This window comes from Chitinophaga ginsengisegetis (assembly GCF_900168065.1).
In the GTDB taxonomy this organism is placed as follows: domain Bacteria; phylum Bacteroidota; class Bacteroidia; order Chitinophagales; family Chitinophagaceae; genus Chitinophaga; species Chitinophaga ginsengisegetis.
This window is the reverse complement of the sequence record NZ_FUZZ01000004.1, coordinates 1-16,027: the sequence shown is the minus strand read 5'-3', so window position 1 is coordinate 16,027 and position 16,027 is coordinate 1. Positions and strand designations below refer to the sequence as shown.

Sequence of the window (16,027 nt, the reverse complement as noted above, 5' to 3'; positions counted from 1 at the left end):
TAAAAAAAGGACGAACCGATGTAACTCGTGTTCGTCCTTTAGTTGGTGACCTCATCTGGATTCAAACCAGAAACCTTTTGATTCGTAGTCAAATGCTCTATTCAGTTGAGCTATGAAGCCGTTTTCCCGTTTCGGGATTGCAAATGTAGAACAATTTCTTATTCTAACAAATTATTTTTCAATTTTTTATATCTGAAAGCTTTTCTTCAGATTTTTTCTTTTGACAGAAAATGCTGCAGTTAATGCAGCATTTCTATCTTTTTGTGACCTCATCTGGATTCAAACCAGAAACCTTTTGATTCGTAGTCAAATGCTCTATTCAGTTGAGCTATGAAGCCATTTCCCCGTTTGGGATTGCAAATGTAGGATTTGTTTTAAATTAAACAAAAAAAATAAGCACTATTTTTTCGGGAGGCTATCGTTAACGGGTACACGCAGTTTATGCACATCGCTGCAACCCGCTGCCATCAATGGATGGCGGCGATCATTCTTCTGTAAAAAAATAATAGCAGGAAATTAAATTGAAAAATAGCACCGGGCAGTAACTCATAAATTTGCAACCAATCTGCCGAGCTGTTTCAATTTAAGCTGCACCTCTTCCGACCAGGGCAGGCCGATAGAAAGTCTCATGCAGTTTTCAAATTGATTTTGCATGGTGAACATCCTTCCCGGAGCAATGCTGATCTTTTGTTTCATGGCACTTTCAAACAGTTCTGTAGTATTGATTTTTTTATTGAACTCCACCCACAAGGCAAGCCCACCCTGTGGTCTGCTTGTTTTGGTACCCGCCGGAAAATATCCAGCGATGGCCTCTATATAGTGCTGATAATTGCTCTGTAAAGTGTGCCGAAGCTTACGCAGATGATTTTCATACCGCCCGCTTTTCAGAAAGCCGGCTACTGCTTCCTGCGTAATTGCAGGCGAGGATATGGCATGCACCAGTTTTAGTTTCAGGATCTGCTCTTTGTATATGCCAGGTGCTACCCAGCCTACCCGGTAGCCCGGCGCAAGGGTTTTGGAAACAGAGCTGCACCACAGCACTATACCTTCTTGATCAAACGACTTGCAACATTTGGGACGTTGCCTTCCAAAATAAAGATCGCCATAAATATCATCTTCGATAAGCGGAATACCATGACTGGCCAAAAGCTTCACCACTTCCTTTTTATGTTCATCAGGCATACAAGAGCCCAAAGGCGTATTGAAGTTGGGAACCAGCAAACAAAGGTCGATTTTTGGGATGGCTTTCTTCAGGGCATCCAATTCAATACCTGTAGCCGGATGTGTAGGCAGCTCCAATACTTTTAGCCCTAAACTGCCCGCCAGTTGCAGGATACCCGGATAACAAGGACTTTCAATAGCAATGGTATCACCCCGCTTTCCCAAAGCCATCATACAAAAAGATAAGGCATTCATTCCCCCGGCAGTAGTTACCAGGTCATTTTCATGGAGGTTCCCTCCCCATGATAAGGAGCGGGCTGCAACTATTCTCCGCAATTTTTCGTTGCCCTGCAACTGTTCATACCCGGTACCACTATCGCTGAGTTCACGGGTGGCAAGCATTATTTCCTTATTCAGTTTTGCCAAAGGCAATAATTCATTAGACGGCGCGCCAACAGAAAAAAGCGTAAGGTTATTTTTACCCATGTTGGCATAAACTTTCCCGATCAATTCTGCTGGCTCCTTACTGTTACTGACCGGTGAAGGTTTGCTTACTTCCGGAAGCGGAAGCCTCTGATAAGGCAGCCTGCTTACAAAGTACCCCGACTGTGGCTTTGATTCGATAAGCGATTGCGCTTCCAGTTCCAGGAATACCCTTTTGGCAGTGTTCATACTGATGTTGTGTTCCCGGCATAGCATTCTGACGGAAGGCAGGCGGTCACCCGCTTTTAAAACTCCGTTCCTGATCAGCTTTGCCATGTTATCTGATATCTCCACGTATAGAAAGTCGTTCTTCATAGGATAAAGATAACTGTGTCTATCAAAATACACAAAACTGTGACTGTATCCATTGAACCGTCATGATTATTTTTGCATAAAAACTATACTTTAATATGCCAGAAGTAATCATTAAAACGGGTAAGGAAAATATGGATGTTAAGATGATACATCGTTTCCTGCAGGAAGACTCCTATTGGGCGAAAGGCATTTCTTATGCGCTGGTAGATCATTCACTGACCCACTCATTTTGTACCGGCGCTTTTGTAGATGGCGAACAGGTAGGGTTTGGAAGAGTGATTACCGATTACTATACTTTCGGATGGTTCGCCGACTTTTTTGTATTACCCGCATACCGGGGGAAGGGCATTTCAAAAAAAATGTTATCCTATATACTGGATCAGCCCTGGTCAAAGCGTTTGAGGAGGAAGATGTTGAATACAAGCGATGCACATGGCTTATATCGTCAATTTCAATTTAAGGATCTTGCTAACGCTTCCGGCTTACTGGAAATATATCATCCAACTGTTCACCTGGAATATAAGGAAGAAGCAGACTTCAGCAGATAACCGGCCTGTATGGCAGCTTTTGAGACGGGCCGGCAGGAGCGGAAAATACCGCTACTGCCGGCCGTTTTTATTTATCGTCCGAATCTTGGATGCCTGAGCGCTTCCAGGAAATAGGCTCCCAGTTCAGGATGGAAGATCAGTGGAAATACAATCCCGAATAATGCTCCCCACATATGCGCATCATGGTTGATGTTGTCTCCGCCTTTTCTCGACATATACGCTGATAAAGCGAGAAATAAAACGCCATAAATTACCGCAGGAATGGGAATGAAAAATAAAAAGATAGTGTTCCACGGATCTATCATGATGGCGGTAAACACTACCGCGGAAATTGCGCCCGAAGCGCCCAGGGAAGAATAACTGGAGTTGTTCCGGTGTTTTATGTAAGATGGAATATTCGCAACAATTATTCCCAGTATATAGTATAAGATATAAACCAGCTTGCTATGAAAAAGCTGCATGAATAAATTTTCAATGGCCGGTCCAAAGAAAAATAAGGTGAGCATATTGAAAATAAGATGCTGAAAATCGGCATGCACAAACCCTGAAGTAATAAAGCGGTAATATTGTTTGTAACGCTGTACCATATAGGGTTGCAGGCTCATCTTGTCCAGCTGGTCATAGTTCTTAAGGGCAGTATAGGAAACAAGACAGGTAATGATGATAATGATCAAACTGATAGAAAGCGTCATATAGCCGGTTTATTTAGATAGTAAAGGTACTTATTGATGATGATACTTTTCTCTGTTTAAAACTGTATAGGCACGATACAATTGTTCTGCAAAAATAAGACGCACCAGCTGATGCGGGAAAGTAAGCGGGGATAAAGACATTTTCAGTTGCGCTCTTTGCAGCACGGCATCATCGATACCAAATGCACCGCCGATTAATATGATCAGCTGCCGCGTACCTGCATTATTACGTTGTTGCAGGAAGTCGGCAAATTGCACAGTAGTCATCATTTTTCCCTTTTCATCCAGCGCCAGCAGAAAGTCGGTGGGCTGCAACATATCCAGGATAATTTTTGCTTCCTGTTTCTTCAACTCCGGAACAGATAAACTGGCCGCCTGCTTTACCGTCGGGATCAATTTCACCTCAAAATCCACGTAATGCTGCAGTCTTTTCTGAAAAACAGCCATCCCATCCCTGATGTAGGGATCATGTTCTTTTCCTATGCTCCAGAGTTGAATTTTCACTTCGTATAATAATTAAGCAATTGATGTAAAAGTAAGTGTAAATCAGAAGATTGCAGGATTTTTTTTAACAACTATTTGGGATTTTCAAAAAATCTCCTACCTTTGGCATCCACTATAAACGCATGGCTCCGTAGCTCAATTGAATAGAGCATCTGACTACGGATCAGAAGGTTTCAGGTTTGAATCCTGACGGGGTCACGAAAGAAAGAGGCATCTTAACCGGTGCCTCTTTTTCTTTTATACGATGGAGACACTAAATTCGTTTAGCTACCCCTCAAATCAACTTACTTGCCACTGCAAACGACAACGCATCCATCACATTGCCCACCTCCAGCCGTTCAAAGATCTTTCTACGGTAATATTTCACCGTATCCGGAGCAACAAATAACTTCTCCGCAATCTGATCGATTGAAAAGCCCTGGGCATGCAACCGCAAAACGTCCAGCTCTCTTTCCGTGAGCGAAGGCTTTACCAACTTCTGCCAGCTCTTTTTTCCAATGGATAGCTCCCACATCTCGTTGCTCCCCTGTCTGTAAATCCGTACATTCCCTGCAGCCTGCTGCCGCGATAAGGATACTAAGCACATAGACTTCCACATCTTCCCCTCTGGTGTCAGGAAGAGCGGAGTTAGTTTATGATTGATGAGGATTTGTTTGCCGTTTTTATGACGCAGATGAAAATCATAGGTAATACTGTAAAGTATTCGCTCCTCCACCGGGAGTTGCGCGTAGAAATCAAAGCCAGCTTCATTGAGCTCCGATAATAACTCCATGTCCTGGGGTGGGACCTGCCGGAAGTAAAATTCATAGCCCAGTTGCAATACCTCGGCCGCACTATACCCGCACAGGAAAAGCGGATTTTCTGAAACGTATTCGAAAGACATGTCCTTATAGTCGATCACATAGATACTCTCGTAGCTCAGGCGCGCAAAGGCCTTTACCGCCTCCAGGTAGTGCTGGTCGGTTTCCGTGATGTCTCCCAGCTTATTGGTGGTCAGTAAGGTAGAACCGGCGTTGTGCTTCATGTACAAAATTTACAGAAAACTAAATTTACACCCCGGTGTAGGCATTTACAAATTTTTTGTTTCGATTTTTGAGAAAAATACAATTGTAGCATGTCTCCTTTCGCCGGAACACCCCTGAATCCTATCAGCATAATACATTTTGACCTAATGCAACGCGGGTTTTACACGTGTTGCTTATTGTACCCGGGCTATCAATAACATTTACGCTAACAGCAATTCTTTCACCAACATCAATAACCTGATAATAAAACAATAGAAATATGGAAAAGAAAAAGGCACTAACGTTTACTTTTAGTGTTGTAGCAATCATTTTAGGTGTAACATTGTTCAAGCAATTCGACTTCAAAAATTTAAAATTTGAGAATACAGGACTAGCCATTATTTACGCAATTGTGTTCATATTCTCAATATATCTTCTAATAAAAAATTCAAAAAACAAACAATAGGTCACAAAATGGGAGGAGTCTAAAATTAATAGACTCATCCCATTTTCTTTTCCGGCGAAAGCATCCTGCTAAAATATGGAAGCCCTATCGGATCATGTAAAATTTCCCCATAAATTATAGGCAGTTTAATTTTAAAATCCTATTTTCGTGTCCTATGTTAAGTAACAACTTCATATATCGCCTCTCTGCAATAGCATAATAGCCCATTTCCGGGCGCTATATCACTGCCATAGACCTATGGCACGTTATCTATTTATTTATTATTGAACACGATCTTTTATCGTTTAAAGTTTTAACACTTGAACGATGAGATAAATATTTATACAATGACCGCACATTTAAATATCCGGAAAGAAACATCCGCTGACCATAAACATGTCTTTACCCTGATTACGAAAGCTTTTAGCGCTTTAGAACATTCAGACCATAAAGAGCAATTCCTGGTAGAACGATTAAGGAACTCGACTGCTTTTATCCCGGAATTATCCCTGGTGGCAGAAATTGATAACCGGATTGTTGGATACATTTTACTGACAGGCATCTGCATCAAAAACGGTAGCGGGGAATGGCCATCATTGGCTTTGGCTCCGGTAGCTGTGGATCCTGATTTCCAGGGACAAGGAATTGGTGGGAAATTGATTATGGCCGCGCATCGCATTGCAGCTGAATCAGGCCACAAATCAGTGATACTGTTAGGACACGCCGAATATTACCCTAAATTCGGCTATGTGCCAACAGTTAACTTTGGCATTTCCCTGCCCTTTGAAGTTCCTGCGGAAAATTGTATGGCTGTGGAACTTGCCCCGAAAGGACTGGAAGGAGTTTCCGGGACAGTTGAATATCCTCATGAGTTTTTTGAGTAACACACACTAACCTGGTCACCTCTCCGGACTGGCTTCCAAAATTGGAAGCCAGTCCTTTTAATAACAGATGTTATTTCGCAAAAGTGATACTAAGTATTGCTTTCGTTTTGGGCGTAATTTTCACACGGTCATCTACCCGCATTCCTACCAGCCACACGATACGTTTGTTGGATTCCAGCACCCATACATTTTCTTTCTGCGGCATTGATAACTTCTGATCAATCAGAAAGCGGCTTACCTTCTTCTTTTTTGGCATACCCAGCGGGTAAAAGTAATCCCCTTGTTTCCATTTTCTCAGGATCAGCGGGAAGCTAACCTGCGCGGCATCCAGCCAGGCAATTTCCGGTGCTGTTGGAATACCGGCGTTGCCCCGCTCCTGCTCACGGATCTGTAATTGTCCGCCGCCGAAATGAATGTGTTGTTGTCCCGGTTCAATCACCACCAGCGGCGACGCTGCTGTTGCCAGCGGGGTAATGAGCAGCCATTGGCGGTTACGCACGATGCGGTGACTCGCAGTATCAACATAACGGCCGGACTCACTTTCCAGCAATGACAATACCTGCTGCGTTTGCGCGGAAGAACAGCCAAAGGTGCGGAACAGTTCCCAGGCAATTGTTTGCAGCGGAATTGTTTTCTGCAGCTTCAGCACAGGAACCATCCAGGTATTCCCCTGTTGAAACAGCAGCCGTTTACGGTGCTTCGTTAATGCTTCCTGGTAAAGGATTTCCGCCTCCTTCATCCGCTCAATGGTAGCCGACATATTTTTCACCACACCGGGAAAAGCTTCCTGTAAGCGCGGAATTACCTGGTGACGGAAATAATTGCGTGTATACTTGTCAGTTATATTGGAACTGTCTTCTACAAAAGATATATTATTCAAGGCAGCATAAGCTACGAGCCTGTCTTTCTCCGTAAATAACAGCGGGCGGATCAGGTGCTCCTGCTTTGGCAGAATACCATGCAGGCCGGCGATGCCGGTTCCTTTTGCAAAATTCATCAGCGCTGTTTCCACGCTGTCCTGCATATGATGGGCAGTAGCAACATACGCATATCCTTCAGCGGCGCGCATTTCTTCCAACCACTGATAGCGCAGTTCGCGGGCGGCTACCTGTATGGTTACACGATGTTGGGCCACATAGGCATTGGTATCAAATTTCACTACGTGCAGCGGCAGTTCCAGGGTTGCAGCCATGTTCCGCACAAAGGCTTCATCCCGTTCAGACTCTTCGCCCCGCAGCTGAAAGTTGCAGTGGGCAATACCGGCACGGTAACCGGCATTTTTAAACAACCAGGCCATTACGATGGAATCCACACCGCCACTTACGGCCAGCAGCACCTTTTGTGCAGGATCAAACAATTGCTGGCGGGAGATATAAGCAGCGAAATCAGTTACTAAATGTTGAGGCATGCGTTGTTTGTTGGATTAATAATATCAGTATACCAGGTCTTCGTAGGCCGACTGTAATTCGTTGTATGCATGTCTTTCATTACCTGCTTTAGCCATTGCCATTCCTTTTTCATAGGTGCTGATGGCAGCGGCGTTATCACCTGCACGTTCCAGTAACTTCCCCAGGTGATAATAAGAACCTACATAGCCGGGTTCATGAGCCAGCAGTTCTTCGAACAACTGCCTGGCGGTTACGTCGTCGTTGAGCTTAATATATTCCAGCGCCAACGCATGTTTCAGGAAGCTGTCGTTAGGTGTGGCTGCCAGGAACTGCTTTATTTGTGCGATTCTGTCCATTCCGTTTGTTATTATTTAATTATACAATATGTCGATCTCTGACACTGATTAAAATCATCTTCCCTCTCTGCGGTTGGCGTATATTATTTAGATATATTTGCTATTACCGCATTTTAAAACAAAACAGTTTAAGGCCATGAAGATTTTAGTATGTATCAGCAAAACTCCGGACACGACTGCAAAAATAGCTTTCACGGACAATAACACGAAATTCAATGAGGCTGGTGTACAGTTTATTATTAATCCGTACGATGAATGGTATGCATTGGTAAGGGCGCTGGAGCTGAAAGAAACCATAGGGGCTGATGTGCATCTCATTACGGTAGGTGGTGCAGATTGTGATCCTGTGATCCGCAAGGCCCTGGCTTTGGGCGGAGACGAGGCATTCCGTGTAAATGCGGATAGTGCAGACAGTTACTATATTGCATCGCAGATAGCTGCGCATGCAAAGGATAAACAATACGATATTATTTTTACCGGGAAAGAAACCATTGATTACAATGGTTCCGGTATAGGCGGTATGGTGGCGGAGCTGCTGGAACGGCCCTATGTATCCATAGCTGCCAAATTTGACCTGAATGGTACAGTAGCTACCGTTAACAGGGAAATAGAAGGCGGAGAAGAAGTTTGTGAAGTATCGCTACCGGTAGTTGTTTCCTGCCAGAAAGGAATGGCAGAAGCCCGGATCCCCAATATGCGCGGTATTATGGCAGCCAGAACCAAACCCCTCACGGTGGTGGAACCTGTTGCCGCAGATGCCCTCACTTCCGTAGTAAGCTTTGAACTGCCTCCTGCAAAGGCCGGCGTTAAACTGATCAGTCCTGATAACGTGGACGAACTGGTGAAATTACTTCACGAAGAAGCCAAAGTGATCTAAGGGTAAACTATCTCTCAACTACTAATTAAATTATTCATGTCTATATTAATATTCGCCGACCAGGCACAGGGTAAAATCAAGAAAGCGGCACTGGAAGCCGTGCAATATGGCGCTAAAGTGGCTGAACAGCTGGGTACTACTGCTACAGCACTGGTACTGGGTCCTGTTGACGCAGCCGAGCTGGCCGCACTGGGCAACTATGGCGCTCAGAAAGTTTTACACGCAGCAGATGCCCGGTTACATGAAGTGGAAAGCATTGTATATACTAAAGCTATTGCTGAAGCAGCAGAAAAGGAAGGCAGTAAGGTGCTGATCTTCCCTCATAATTTTGATGGTAAAGCCATAGCACCGAGAGTATCTGCCAGGCTGAAAGCGGGGCTGGTGGCCGGCGCCATCTCCTATCCGGATACGACCAACGGTTTTGTGGTAAAGAAGAACGTATTCTCCGGTAAGGCTTTTGCCAATATCAATATTACCTCAGATAAGAAAGTGATTGCCATTATACCCAATACCTTCCCTGCTAACCCGGGAACTGCCACAGCAACAGTAGAAGCCTTCTCTCCCGCTATCAGCGATGCTGATTTTAAAGTGAAGGTGGTGAAAACTGAAACCGTGAGCGGCGAAGTGCCGTTAACCGAAGCTGAGGTAATTGTGAGTGGTGGCCGTGGTATGAAGGGTCCTGAAAACTGGGGAATCCTGGAAGACCTGGCAAAGGCGCTGGGAGCTGCAACTGCAAGTTCCCGCCCGGTAGCTGATGCAGGCTGGCGTCCGCATCATGAGCATGTGGGTCAGACTGGTTTAACGGTACGCCCCAACCTTTACATCGCGGTGGGCATTTCCGGGGCCATTCAGCACCTCGCCGGTGTGAACGGCAGCAAGGTGATTGTGGTCATTAACAAGGATCCGGAAGCGCCTTTTTTCAAAGCAGCAGATTATGGCATAGTAGGTGATGCATTTGAAATAGTGCCTAAGCTTACGGACGCAGTGAAAAAGCTGAAACAGCGCTAATCAAAGGGTTTACGGTATAAGAATTACGAGTGAGGTATTCAATTTTTAAGATCGTGTTGATTTTTCATTCGTAATTCCTGTACCGTAATTCTTATATCATAGATTTATCATTATAGATTTTTTTTAGATAAGGAATATTTTTCTAACTTCACGGTCTTACAAACTATTCAGCGACAACGCAAGACAGATATGAGAAAAATAGAACTGGAAATAGTTGCTTTATCGCACAGCATTACGCAGACTCATTCATATGCCGTGGTACTGGGAGAAGTAAACGGTTTGCGCCGTTTGCCTATTGTGATTGGTGGCTTTGAAGCGCAGGCGATTGCAGTAGCTCTGGAAAAAATGCAACCCAGCCGGCCTTTAACACACGACCTGATGAAAAACTTTATGAACGCCTTTAATGTAGAATTACAGGAGGTGGTCATTAGTAATCTGCAGGAAGGCATCTTTTACTCAAAGCTTATCTGTTCTAACAACGACGAAACAATAGAGATAGATTCCAGGACATCGGATGCACTGGCCCTCGCAGTTCGCTTTGGATGCCCTATTTATACTTTTGAAAATATCCTCAACAGCGCAGGGATCCTGCTGGATGACCCTGCCGGCAAGAAAACCAATAAGCCGGTAACCCCTACTATTTCAGAGCATGAGAAAGGTGTAGAAGATGACCTGAAAGCATTGAATGTAGAGGAATTAACGACCCTGTTACAGGAAGTGCTGGAACAGGAAGATTATATCCGTGCCATCGCTATCCGCGATGAGATCAACAGCCGCAAAAGCAAATAACCTTTTATTTCGTATACTCCCTGCAGCCGGCGGTGTAAAGACTGTAGCTGTTGGTTTGCCGTGCAATTAACTATATGATTGTATTTCCAAACTGTAAAATAAACCTGGGCCTGCATGTTACCGGTAGGCGCCCGGATGGTTTCCATGACCTGGAAACCATCTTCTACCCCCTGCCCGTTAATGACGCACTGGAGGTAATTACGCATACGCAGCTTCAGTTTGAAAGCAGCGGCATTCCGGTTCCCGGTGATGCAGCTGATAATCTTTGTATACGGGCATTTCAGTTGTTGCAGGCCGACTTTCCGCAATTGCAACCAGTGAACATTCATTTACTGAAGAACATACCCATTGGCGCCGGCCTGGGTGGTGGTTCTGCGGATGCCGCATTTATGCTGCAGCTCCTGAACCAGAAATACCAGCTGGGGCTTCCGGAAGCTGCGCTGGTGAACTATGCCGCTCAACTGGGCAGTGATTGCCCTTTTTTTGTTGTCAATAAGCCTTGCTATGCCACCGGGCGTGGAGAAATCATGGAAGAGATAACGCTGGATTTGTCCGGCTACTCCTTTTTGCTGGTACATCCGGGTATTCATGTAAATACGGGCTGGGCATTTAAGCAACTCATTCCGGGTACGCCGGTTCATTCGCTCCGGGAGATGATCCAGCTGCCGGTGGAAGAATGGAAAGATATAGTGACGAACGATTTTGAGGCGCCGGTGTTCCGGGCACATTCCGTGCTGGGGGCGATAAAGGAGCAGATGTATGCTTCCGGGGCGATATACGCAGCGATGAGTGGTAGTGGTTCTGCGATATTCGGGATATATCCTAAAAACAAAATAGCTGACATCCTGTGGGATGCCAGCTACCGGGTATTTACTATCAGGTAAGTCTTACTTTACAGAAGCTACCAGTGCTTTAAATGTTTCTGGTTCATTCATAGCCAGATCAGCGAGAACTTTTCTGTTCAGGTCGATATTCTTACCGGCTAATTTGTTCATAAACACAGAATAGGTCAACCCTTCCGCTCTAACAGCAGCGTTGATACGGGCGATCCACAGCTGGCGATAGTTTCTTTTCTTTAATTTACGGCCAACATAGCTATAAGTGAGTCCTTTTTCAAGAACGTTCTTTGCTACGGTGTACACATTTTTTCTTTTACCGTAGAAGCCTTTGGCTTGCTTTAAGATCCTTTTTCTCCGGGCTCTTGAAGCTACGGCATTAACTGAACGAGGCATTTGCTTTGTTTTTTCTCAGGTTATAAAATTCGATTCTTTTGACAGATACTAGCGCATTCCGAGCATTCTCTTAACCAGGTTAAGATTTGCTTCATGAACCAGCGTACTACCTCTTAAGCTACGTTTTCTTTTCGTAGATTTTTTAGTCAGTAAGTGGCTTTTGAAGGCCATGAACCGCTTAATCTGTCCGTTCCCACCAACCTTGAACGTTTTCTTGGCACGGGAATGTGTCTTTACTTTGGGCATCTTACATCAAATTTGGTCTGCAAAGGTATGAAAATAATTTAATAAAGCACAGTCTCCTGCAAATAATTCGGCTCCCATCCTGAATGTGGATAACTTTTCTGATATTTTTTTACCCCCTTTAAGCAATTGACAATCAATTTTTCGCTAACCCATTCCTCCAACTTATCTGGCACTTTATCATATTACAAATAATGATACTTTTTTTATTTCACTATATTATATCTAATTTTAATCTTATTTTAATTATATATTTTAGCCATACCATGTATAAACACCTGACGCCTATGAAACCATTTTACACTTGCTCCACCCTCTGCCGGAAAAAACCGTCCGGGAAAAATAACCGATGTAAAGAGTTGAGGTACAATATGGATTGAGCAAACAAACTGCTCAACCCTGATACTTTTCTTACTTAACTGTTTGCACCTATGAAACGACTATTAACCTTTTTGTACCTGATACTGGGGTTTGTGCTGCTTAATAAGCAGGTGGCAGCACAATCTGCGCCGGCAAACGGCACTCCTTTTATGAACCTTCCCGATACTATATGTAAGGGAAGTTTCGCCAGTATGAATGCCTTTTTCTGGAATAACACCAGTAACTACGCGGATTCGGCTACCTGGACCATCACGGGGGGGACCTATGATGTTCTCTTCACCACTGACAACAGGCCAGGCCATGAGTTAGTGGGACAGCTGCGGGATAACAGCACAAATATTAATAAGAACTCTCTGACCATTAAATTCAACGACGCCAGCCAGTACCAGGTCACCGTAGTGTTGTTCAGAGGAAACAATAAGTATACAGTTAAAAAGCCTATTTATGTAAAAGACTGTACTATTCAACCCTGTTTGGGTAATACCACCAGCAAGAGCGATTTCCTGGAGGACTTTGGTAAATTTAAAAAGAATGCAACCGACAGCCGCTCCAACGCAGCGGTTACCGGATATAACTATGTACCCATGCCTCTGAACGGGGCTAATTTTATTGATGACAGTTACAATATCTTCTGGCATACACAAATAAGAAGTGAGTGGGTAAAGGCAACTGACCACACAGGAAGCACCGTAGATTCCGTGGGTGGTATGCTCATCGCCAACTCATCTATCAATAAAAAATCTTTCTATACTAAAAATAATGTGCAGGTATGTCCGGGCTCTTCTTATAATTTCAGCGCCTGGTTCCTGAACGTGAACAGTTACGGTGTATTTAACAATAACTGTGCGGCAGGTAACTGGGATGGTTATCACTATGCCGGGGTTACCTTTCTTATCATTAATAAAAAGGGCAGTACTAACGCTGCTTTGTGGGATACACTCGCCAGGTTTAAAACTTACGATGTATCCATGAACCTGTCTTATTCAACATGGCAGCAATATGGCGGCAGCTTTAAAACACCCGGAGGTGTAACAGCTGTTACACTGGAAATTGTGAATGACCGTCTTGGTGATTGCGGAAATGATATTGCGATAGATGATATCGGCTTTAATTATTGCAGCCCGGATATCTACTCATTTATCGATGGTCAGATTGATACAGAATTAAGAGCGGATTCACTTTGCGAAGGCGCTCCTATTACTATTAAAGCGTTATATAGCCCGGATGGTCATCTGCCGAACGGTACTTATGATCCCAACCAGGATTATTTTAAGAATCCAATATACCAATGGTTTTACAGTAACACCGGCGACGAAAATAATCCGGCCGACTGGTTTCCTGTTGTAAACGGAAATGGTATTTCGGGAGCAGCCACCAACACGCTCACATTTGCGGATGGCGCGCTGAAAGGGGATCCCAACCAGATAGTACATAAATACTACCGGGTAAATATCCTCGAATCGGGGAACGTCAGCAACTGTGCGTCTCCATCGAAATACACCAAGATCACTATTCTCCCCAAACCTAAAGTAACCATTTCGTCCGGCAGGATCTGTATCGGCGAAAGTGTGGATCTGACGGCAGATGGAGGATATAGTACCTATGAATGGAAAGTGAACCCGGTTTATATTGGTCCTAAAATGACGGTATTTCCCGACAGCACCAGAGACTACTGGGCTATCGGGATTGCCGATTATGGCTGGAACTCCGTGAAGAATGAACCGCGGCAATGTAAGGACAGTGGATTTGCCAGGGTTATTGTAGATAAAAAACCGGTAACTGCTATCACAGGCGGACCGGTAAATATTTGTCTTGGTGCACAGGTTAACCTGAACTTAGGCATAACAGGCGCGCCCGTGGACAGCCTGAACTGGAAATGGAAATACGGAATTGATTCTATTAAAGGTAAAGTTCCTGCTATTACCCATGTTCCTGCAGATACCGGTACCAAAGCGTATAACGTTGTGGTGACCAACAAAACCTGCGTGGTGGTTGACACATTCAGGGTAAATGTGCGGTCGGTGCCGGTAGCAGATGTGGACACTATCTACAGACAGTGTAATACCTCTACCTTTAATATTAAAAGGAGCACGCCTCCTGCGGATCAGAAAGGTGCCTGGTCATTTGACGGTTTGAGCAAAGGAGCTGTTATCACCAGTGCCACTACTCCCGCCACCAGCGTAACGGGTGTTCCCGCGGGTGATACCGTACGTCTCTTCTGGGTAATTACCAACAAAGCGCTGGCTGCGTGTACAGATACCAACCGGATTACACTCATTAACACCAAACCGCTCACACCAAGTGTTGCCGGCCTGGATCAGGTACAATGCGAGATACGTGATTTCCAGTTGAACGCCAGTAAGCCAGGTGTTGGTGAAACCGGTAAATGGACATTACAGCCCGGTACCACCTCTTCGGATATCACCATTAACTACGACACCGCTTATAATGCGATTGCCTCCGTTGTCAGCAATGCTCGGCCTAAAACCTTTGTGTTGACATGGACTATCTCCAATGGCGTTTGTCCTGGTCCGAACTCAACTACCGTTAACCTCACCATTAAGGATAAGCCTACGCTGAGTGTTACAGCAGCAGCGGTTTGTAATAACGTAGCCTCCTTTACCGTAGCCTACAGCAATGTGAAACCGGGAACTTTAACGAAGTATGTACTCGATGTAGCCAGCACCAGGAAGATGCCCGGTTTTGTAACGGTGGCCCAGGCATGGCCATCTAATAATACCTCCGGTACCTTTAATGTGCCGCTGCCTGCTAACACACCGGCCGGTAGTTACGACTTCGTAATTACTGCAAAGGAGGACACCTTACATGGATGTAGCGTTACTGTACCATTTTCTGTTTCGGTGGAGAAACCATCCATAGCTCCTACTGCTATTGATGCCAGCACAGATAGTATATGCGTTTCCGGTAATGTTACTTTAAAAGTGATTGGCGGTTCCCTGGGAACTGATTCTCTCGGTAATACCCATAAATGGAAATGGTATACCGGCGCCTGTCCTGGTTTACCAGGCAGCGTAGCCGTTACTCCGGCTTCCTCCATTAATAATGGAGCTGAAGTGGTGTTTAATAATGTAACTGCTACCACTACTTATTATGTACGTGCAGAAAGTACCGGTCCTTGTGGAAACACCGCCTGTGCAAGTGTAACAGTAAAAGTATTTGCCAAGCCTAATGCTGCTAACGCAAGTACCGATCAAACAGAATGCGAACGCGCCACTGACTTCCAGTTAGCCGGTAATACGCCTGCTCCTGCCGGCGCAACGGGCGTATGGACATCTCCTAATCCAAGAGTTACGATTACCAATCCAACACAGTGGAATGCTACTGTGAAAGTACCTGTTGGTGACACTGCTTCATTGGTGTGGACTATTTCCAACGGACCATGTTTGACTACTAATGACACAGTATTTATTACCAATTATAAGCAGCCGGCTGTTCGTGATGCCGGCACCAACCAGATTGCCTGTGATAAAACCGTGTTTACCCTCAACGCTACCGCTCCTACTGAGCTGGGTGCCAAAGGTACCTGGTCGTTTACACCGGCTACGGCTTCTGTAATTTTTGCAGATAAAAATAAAGCCAATACTACGGTAACTGTTCCCGCAGATAGCACCGTGTTGCTCTTCTGGCAGATTTCAAATTCAAAGTGTTCTGCCATTACTTATGATACCGTAAGAATCACAAGCCTGAAAAAACCAG

At 44.7% G+C, this 16,027-nt stretch carries 15 protein-coding genes and 3 tRNA genes; 8 read left to right on the top strand and 10 right to left on the bottom strand.

Translation table 11 applies throughout. From position 1 onward, the window contains the following. Positions 1 to 43: 43 nt before the first annotated feature. From B5Z18_RS22655 to B5Z18_RS22645, 3 genes are all read right to left on the bottom strand, one after another. Positions 44 to 120: transfer RNA gene (locus tag B5Z18_RS22655), tRNA-Arg, on the bottom strand. A gap of 144 nt (positions 121 to 264) precedes the next feature. Continuing rightward, a tRNA-Arg gene (locus tag B5Z18_RS22650) sits at positions 265 to 338 on the bottom strand. Between the two features lie 208 nt (positions 339 to 546). Continuing rightward, entirely contained in the window at positions 547 to 1,959 is a 1,413-nt protein-coding gene (locus B5Z18_RS22645) for an aminotransferase-like domain-containing protein (protein ID WP_079471815.1), read from the bottom strand. A 95-nt stretch (positions 1,960 to 2,054) separates the two neighbouring features. On the opposite strand from B5Z18_RS22645, the gene B5Z18_RS22640 reads away from it, so the two are divergent. Next, the gene (locus B5Z18_RS22640) at positions 2,055 to 2,507 is read left to right on the top strand and encodes a GNAT family N-acetyltransferase (RefSeq protein ID WP_079471814.1); all 453 of its coding nucleotides are present in this window, start codon (positions 2,055 to 2,057) and stop codon (positions 2,505 to 2,507) included. Positions 2,508 to 2,578: 71 nt separating this feature from the next. Here the strand turns inward: B5Z18_RS22640 and B5Z18_RS22635 are convergent, their stop codons facing one another. Together B5Z18_RS22635 and B5Z18_RS22630 are read right to left on the bottom strand one after the other, a co-directional pair. After that, entirely contained in the window at positions 2,579 to 3,199 is a 621-nt protein-coding gene (locus tag B5Z18_RS22635; RefSeq protein WP_079471813.1) for a rhomboid family intramembrane serine protease, read from the bottom strand. A 30-nt stretch (positions 3,200 to 3,229) separates the two neighbouring features. Then, complete coding sequence (locus tag B5Z18_RS22630) at positions 3,230 to 3,703, bottom strand: 23S rRNA (pseudouridine(1915)-N(3))-methyltransferase RlmH (protein ID WP_079471812.1); 474 nt, start codon at positions 3,701 to 3,703, stop codon at positions 3,230 to 3,232. 124 nt (positions 3,704 to 3,827) lie between these two features. On the opposite strand from B5Z18_RS22630, the gene B5Z18_RS22625 reads away from it, so the two are divergent. Next, positions 3,828 to 3,901, top strand: a tRNA-Arg gene (locus B5Z18_RS22625). Positions 3,902 to 3,977: 76 nt separating this feature from the next. Here the strand turns inward: B5Z18_RS22625 and B5Z18_RS22620 are convergent. Further along, a complete protein-coding gene (locus B5Z18_RS22620; RefSeq protein ID WP_079471811.1) occupies positions 3,978 to 4,727 on the bottom strand; it encodes a response regulator transcription factor in 750 nt (249 codons plus the stop codon). Positions 4,728 to 5,499: 772 nt separating this feature from the next. On the opposite strand from B5Z18_RS22620, the gene B5Z18_RS22610 reads away from it, so the two are divergent. Beyond that, entirely contained in the window at positions 5,500 to 6,036 is a 537-nt protein-coding gene (locus B5Z18_RS22610; protein ID WP_079471809.1) for a GNAT family N-acetyltransferase, read from the top strand. Positions 6,037 to 6,106: 70 nt separating this feature from the next. On the opposite strand, the gene tilS is transcribed toward B5Z18_RS22610, so the two are convergent. Continuing rightward, the gene (gene tilS / locus B5Z18_RS22605) at positions 6,107 to 7,444 is read right to left on the bottom strand and encodes a tRNA lysidine(34) synthetase TilS (RefSeq protein WP_079471808.1); all 1,338 of its coding nucleotides are present in this window, start codon (positions 7,442 to 7,444) and stop codon (positions 6,107 to 6,109) included. A gap of 24 nt (positions 7,445 to 7,468) precedes the next feature. Then, on the bottom strand, positions 7,469 to 7,780 hold the full coding sequence (locus B5Z18_RS22600) for a tetratricopeptide repeat protein (RefSeq protein WP_079471807.1): 312 nt from the start codon (positions 7,778 to 7,780) through the stop codon (positions 7,469 to 7,471). Positions 7,781 to 7,916: 136 nt separating this feature from the next. Between B5Z18_RS22600 and B5Z18_RS22595 the strand changes: the two genes are divergently transcribed. From B5Z18_RS22595 to ispE, 4 genes are all read left to right on the top strand, one after another. Beyond that, positions 7,917 to 8,657 (top strand): electron transfer flavoprotein subunit beta/FixA family protein, encoded by a 741-nt coding sequence (locus B5Z18_RS22595; protein WP_079471806.1) that lies wholly within the window; start codon positions 7,917 to 7,919, stop codon positions 8,655 to 8,657. Positions 8,658 to 8,693: 36 nt separating this feature from the next. Further along, positions 8,694 to 9,665 (top strand): electron transfer flavoprotein subunit alpha/FixB family protein, encoded by a 972-nt coding sequence (locus B5Z18_RS22590; RefSeq protein WP_079471805.1) that lies wholly within the window; start codon positions 8,694 to 8,696, stop codon positions 9,663 to 9,665. A 189-nt stretch (positions 9,666 to 9,854) separates the two neighbouring features. Then, on the top strand, positions 9,855 to 10,454 hold the full coding sequence (locus tag B5Z18_RS22585) for a bifunctional nuclease family protein (protein WP_079471804.1): 600 nt from the start codon (positions 9,855 to 9,857) through the stop codon (positions 10,452 to 10,454). A gap of 74 nt (positions 10,455 to 10,528) precedes the next feature. After that, a complete protein-coding gene (gene ispE / locus B5Z18_RS22580; RefSeq protein ID WP_079471803.1) occupies positions 10,529 to 11,338 on the top strand; it encodes a 4-(cytidine 5'-diphospho)-2-C-methyl-D-erythritol kinase in 810 nt (269 codons plus the stop codon). 3 nt (positions 11,339 to 11,341) lie between these two features. Here the strand turns inward: ispE and rplT are convergent, their stop codons facing one another. Together rplT and rpmI are read right to left on the bottom strand one after the other, a co-directional pair. Beyond that, positions 11,342 to 11,686 carry a 50S ribosomal protein L20 gene (gene rplT / locus B5Z18_RS22575; protein WP_078673350.1) on the bottom strand — a complete coding sequence of 115 codons (345 nt, stop codon included), beginning with the start codon at positions 11,684 to 11,686 and terminating at the stop codon, positions 11,342 to 11,344. A 48-nt stretch (positions 11,687 to 11,734) separates the two neighbouring features. Beyond that, positions 11,735 to 11,932 carry a 50S ribosomal protein L35 gene (rpmI, locus tag B5Z18_RS22570; protein ID WP_079471802.1) on the bottom strand — a complete coding sequence of 66 codons (198 nt, stop codon included), beginning with the start codon at positions 11,930 to 11,932 and terminating at the stop codon, positions 11,735 to 11,737. 428 nt (positions 11,933 to 12,360) lie between these two features. On the opposite strand from rpmI, the gene B5Z18_RS22565 reads away from it, so the two are divergent. After that, on the top strand, positions 12,361 to 16,027 hold a 3,667-nt coding region (locus B5Z18_RS22565; RefSeq protein WP_200817319.1), incomplete at its 3' end, for a hypothetical protein.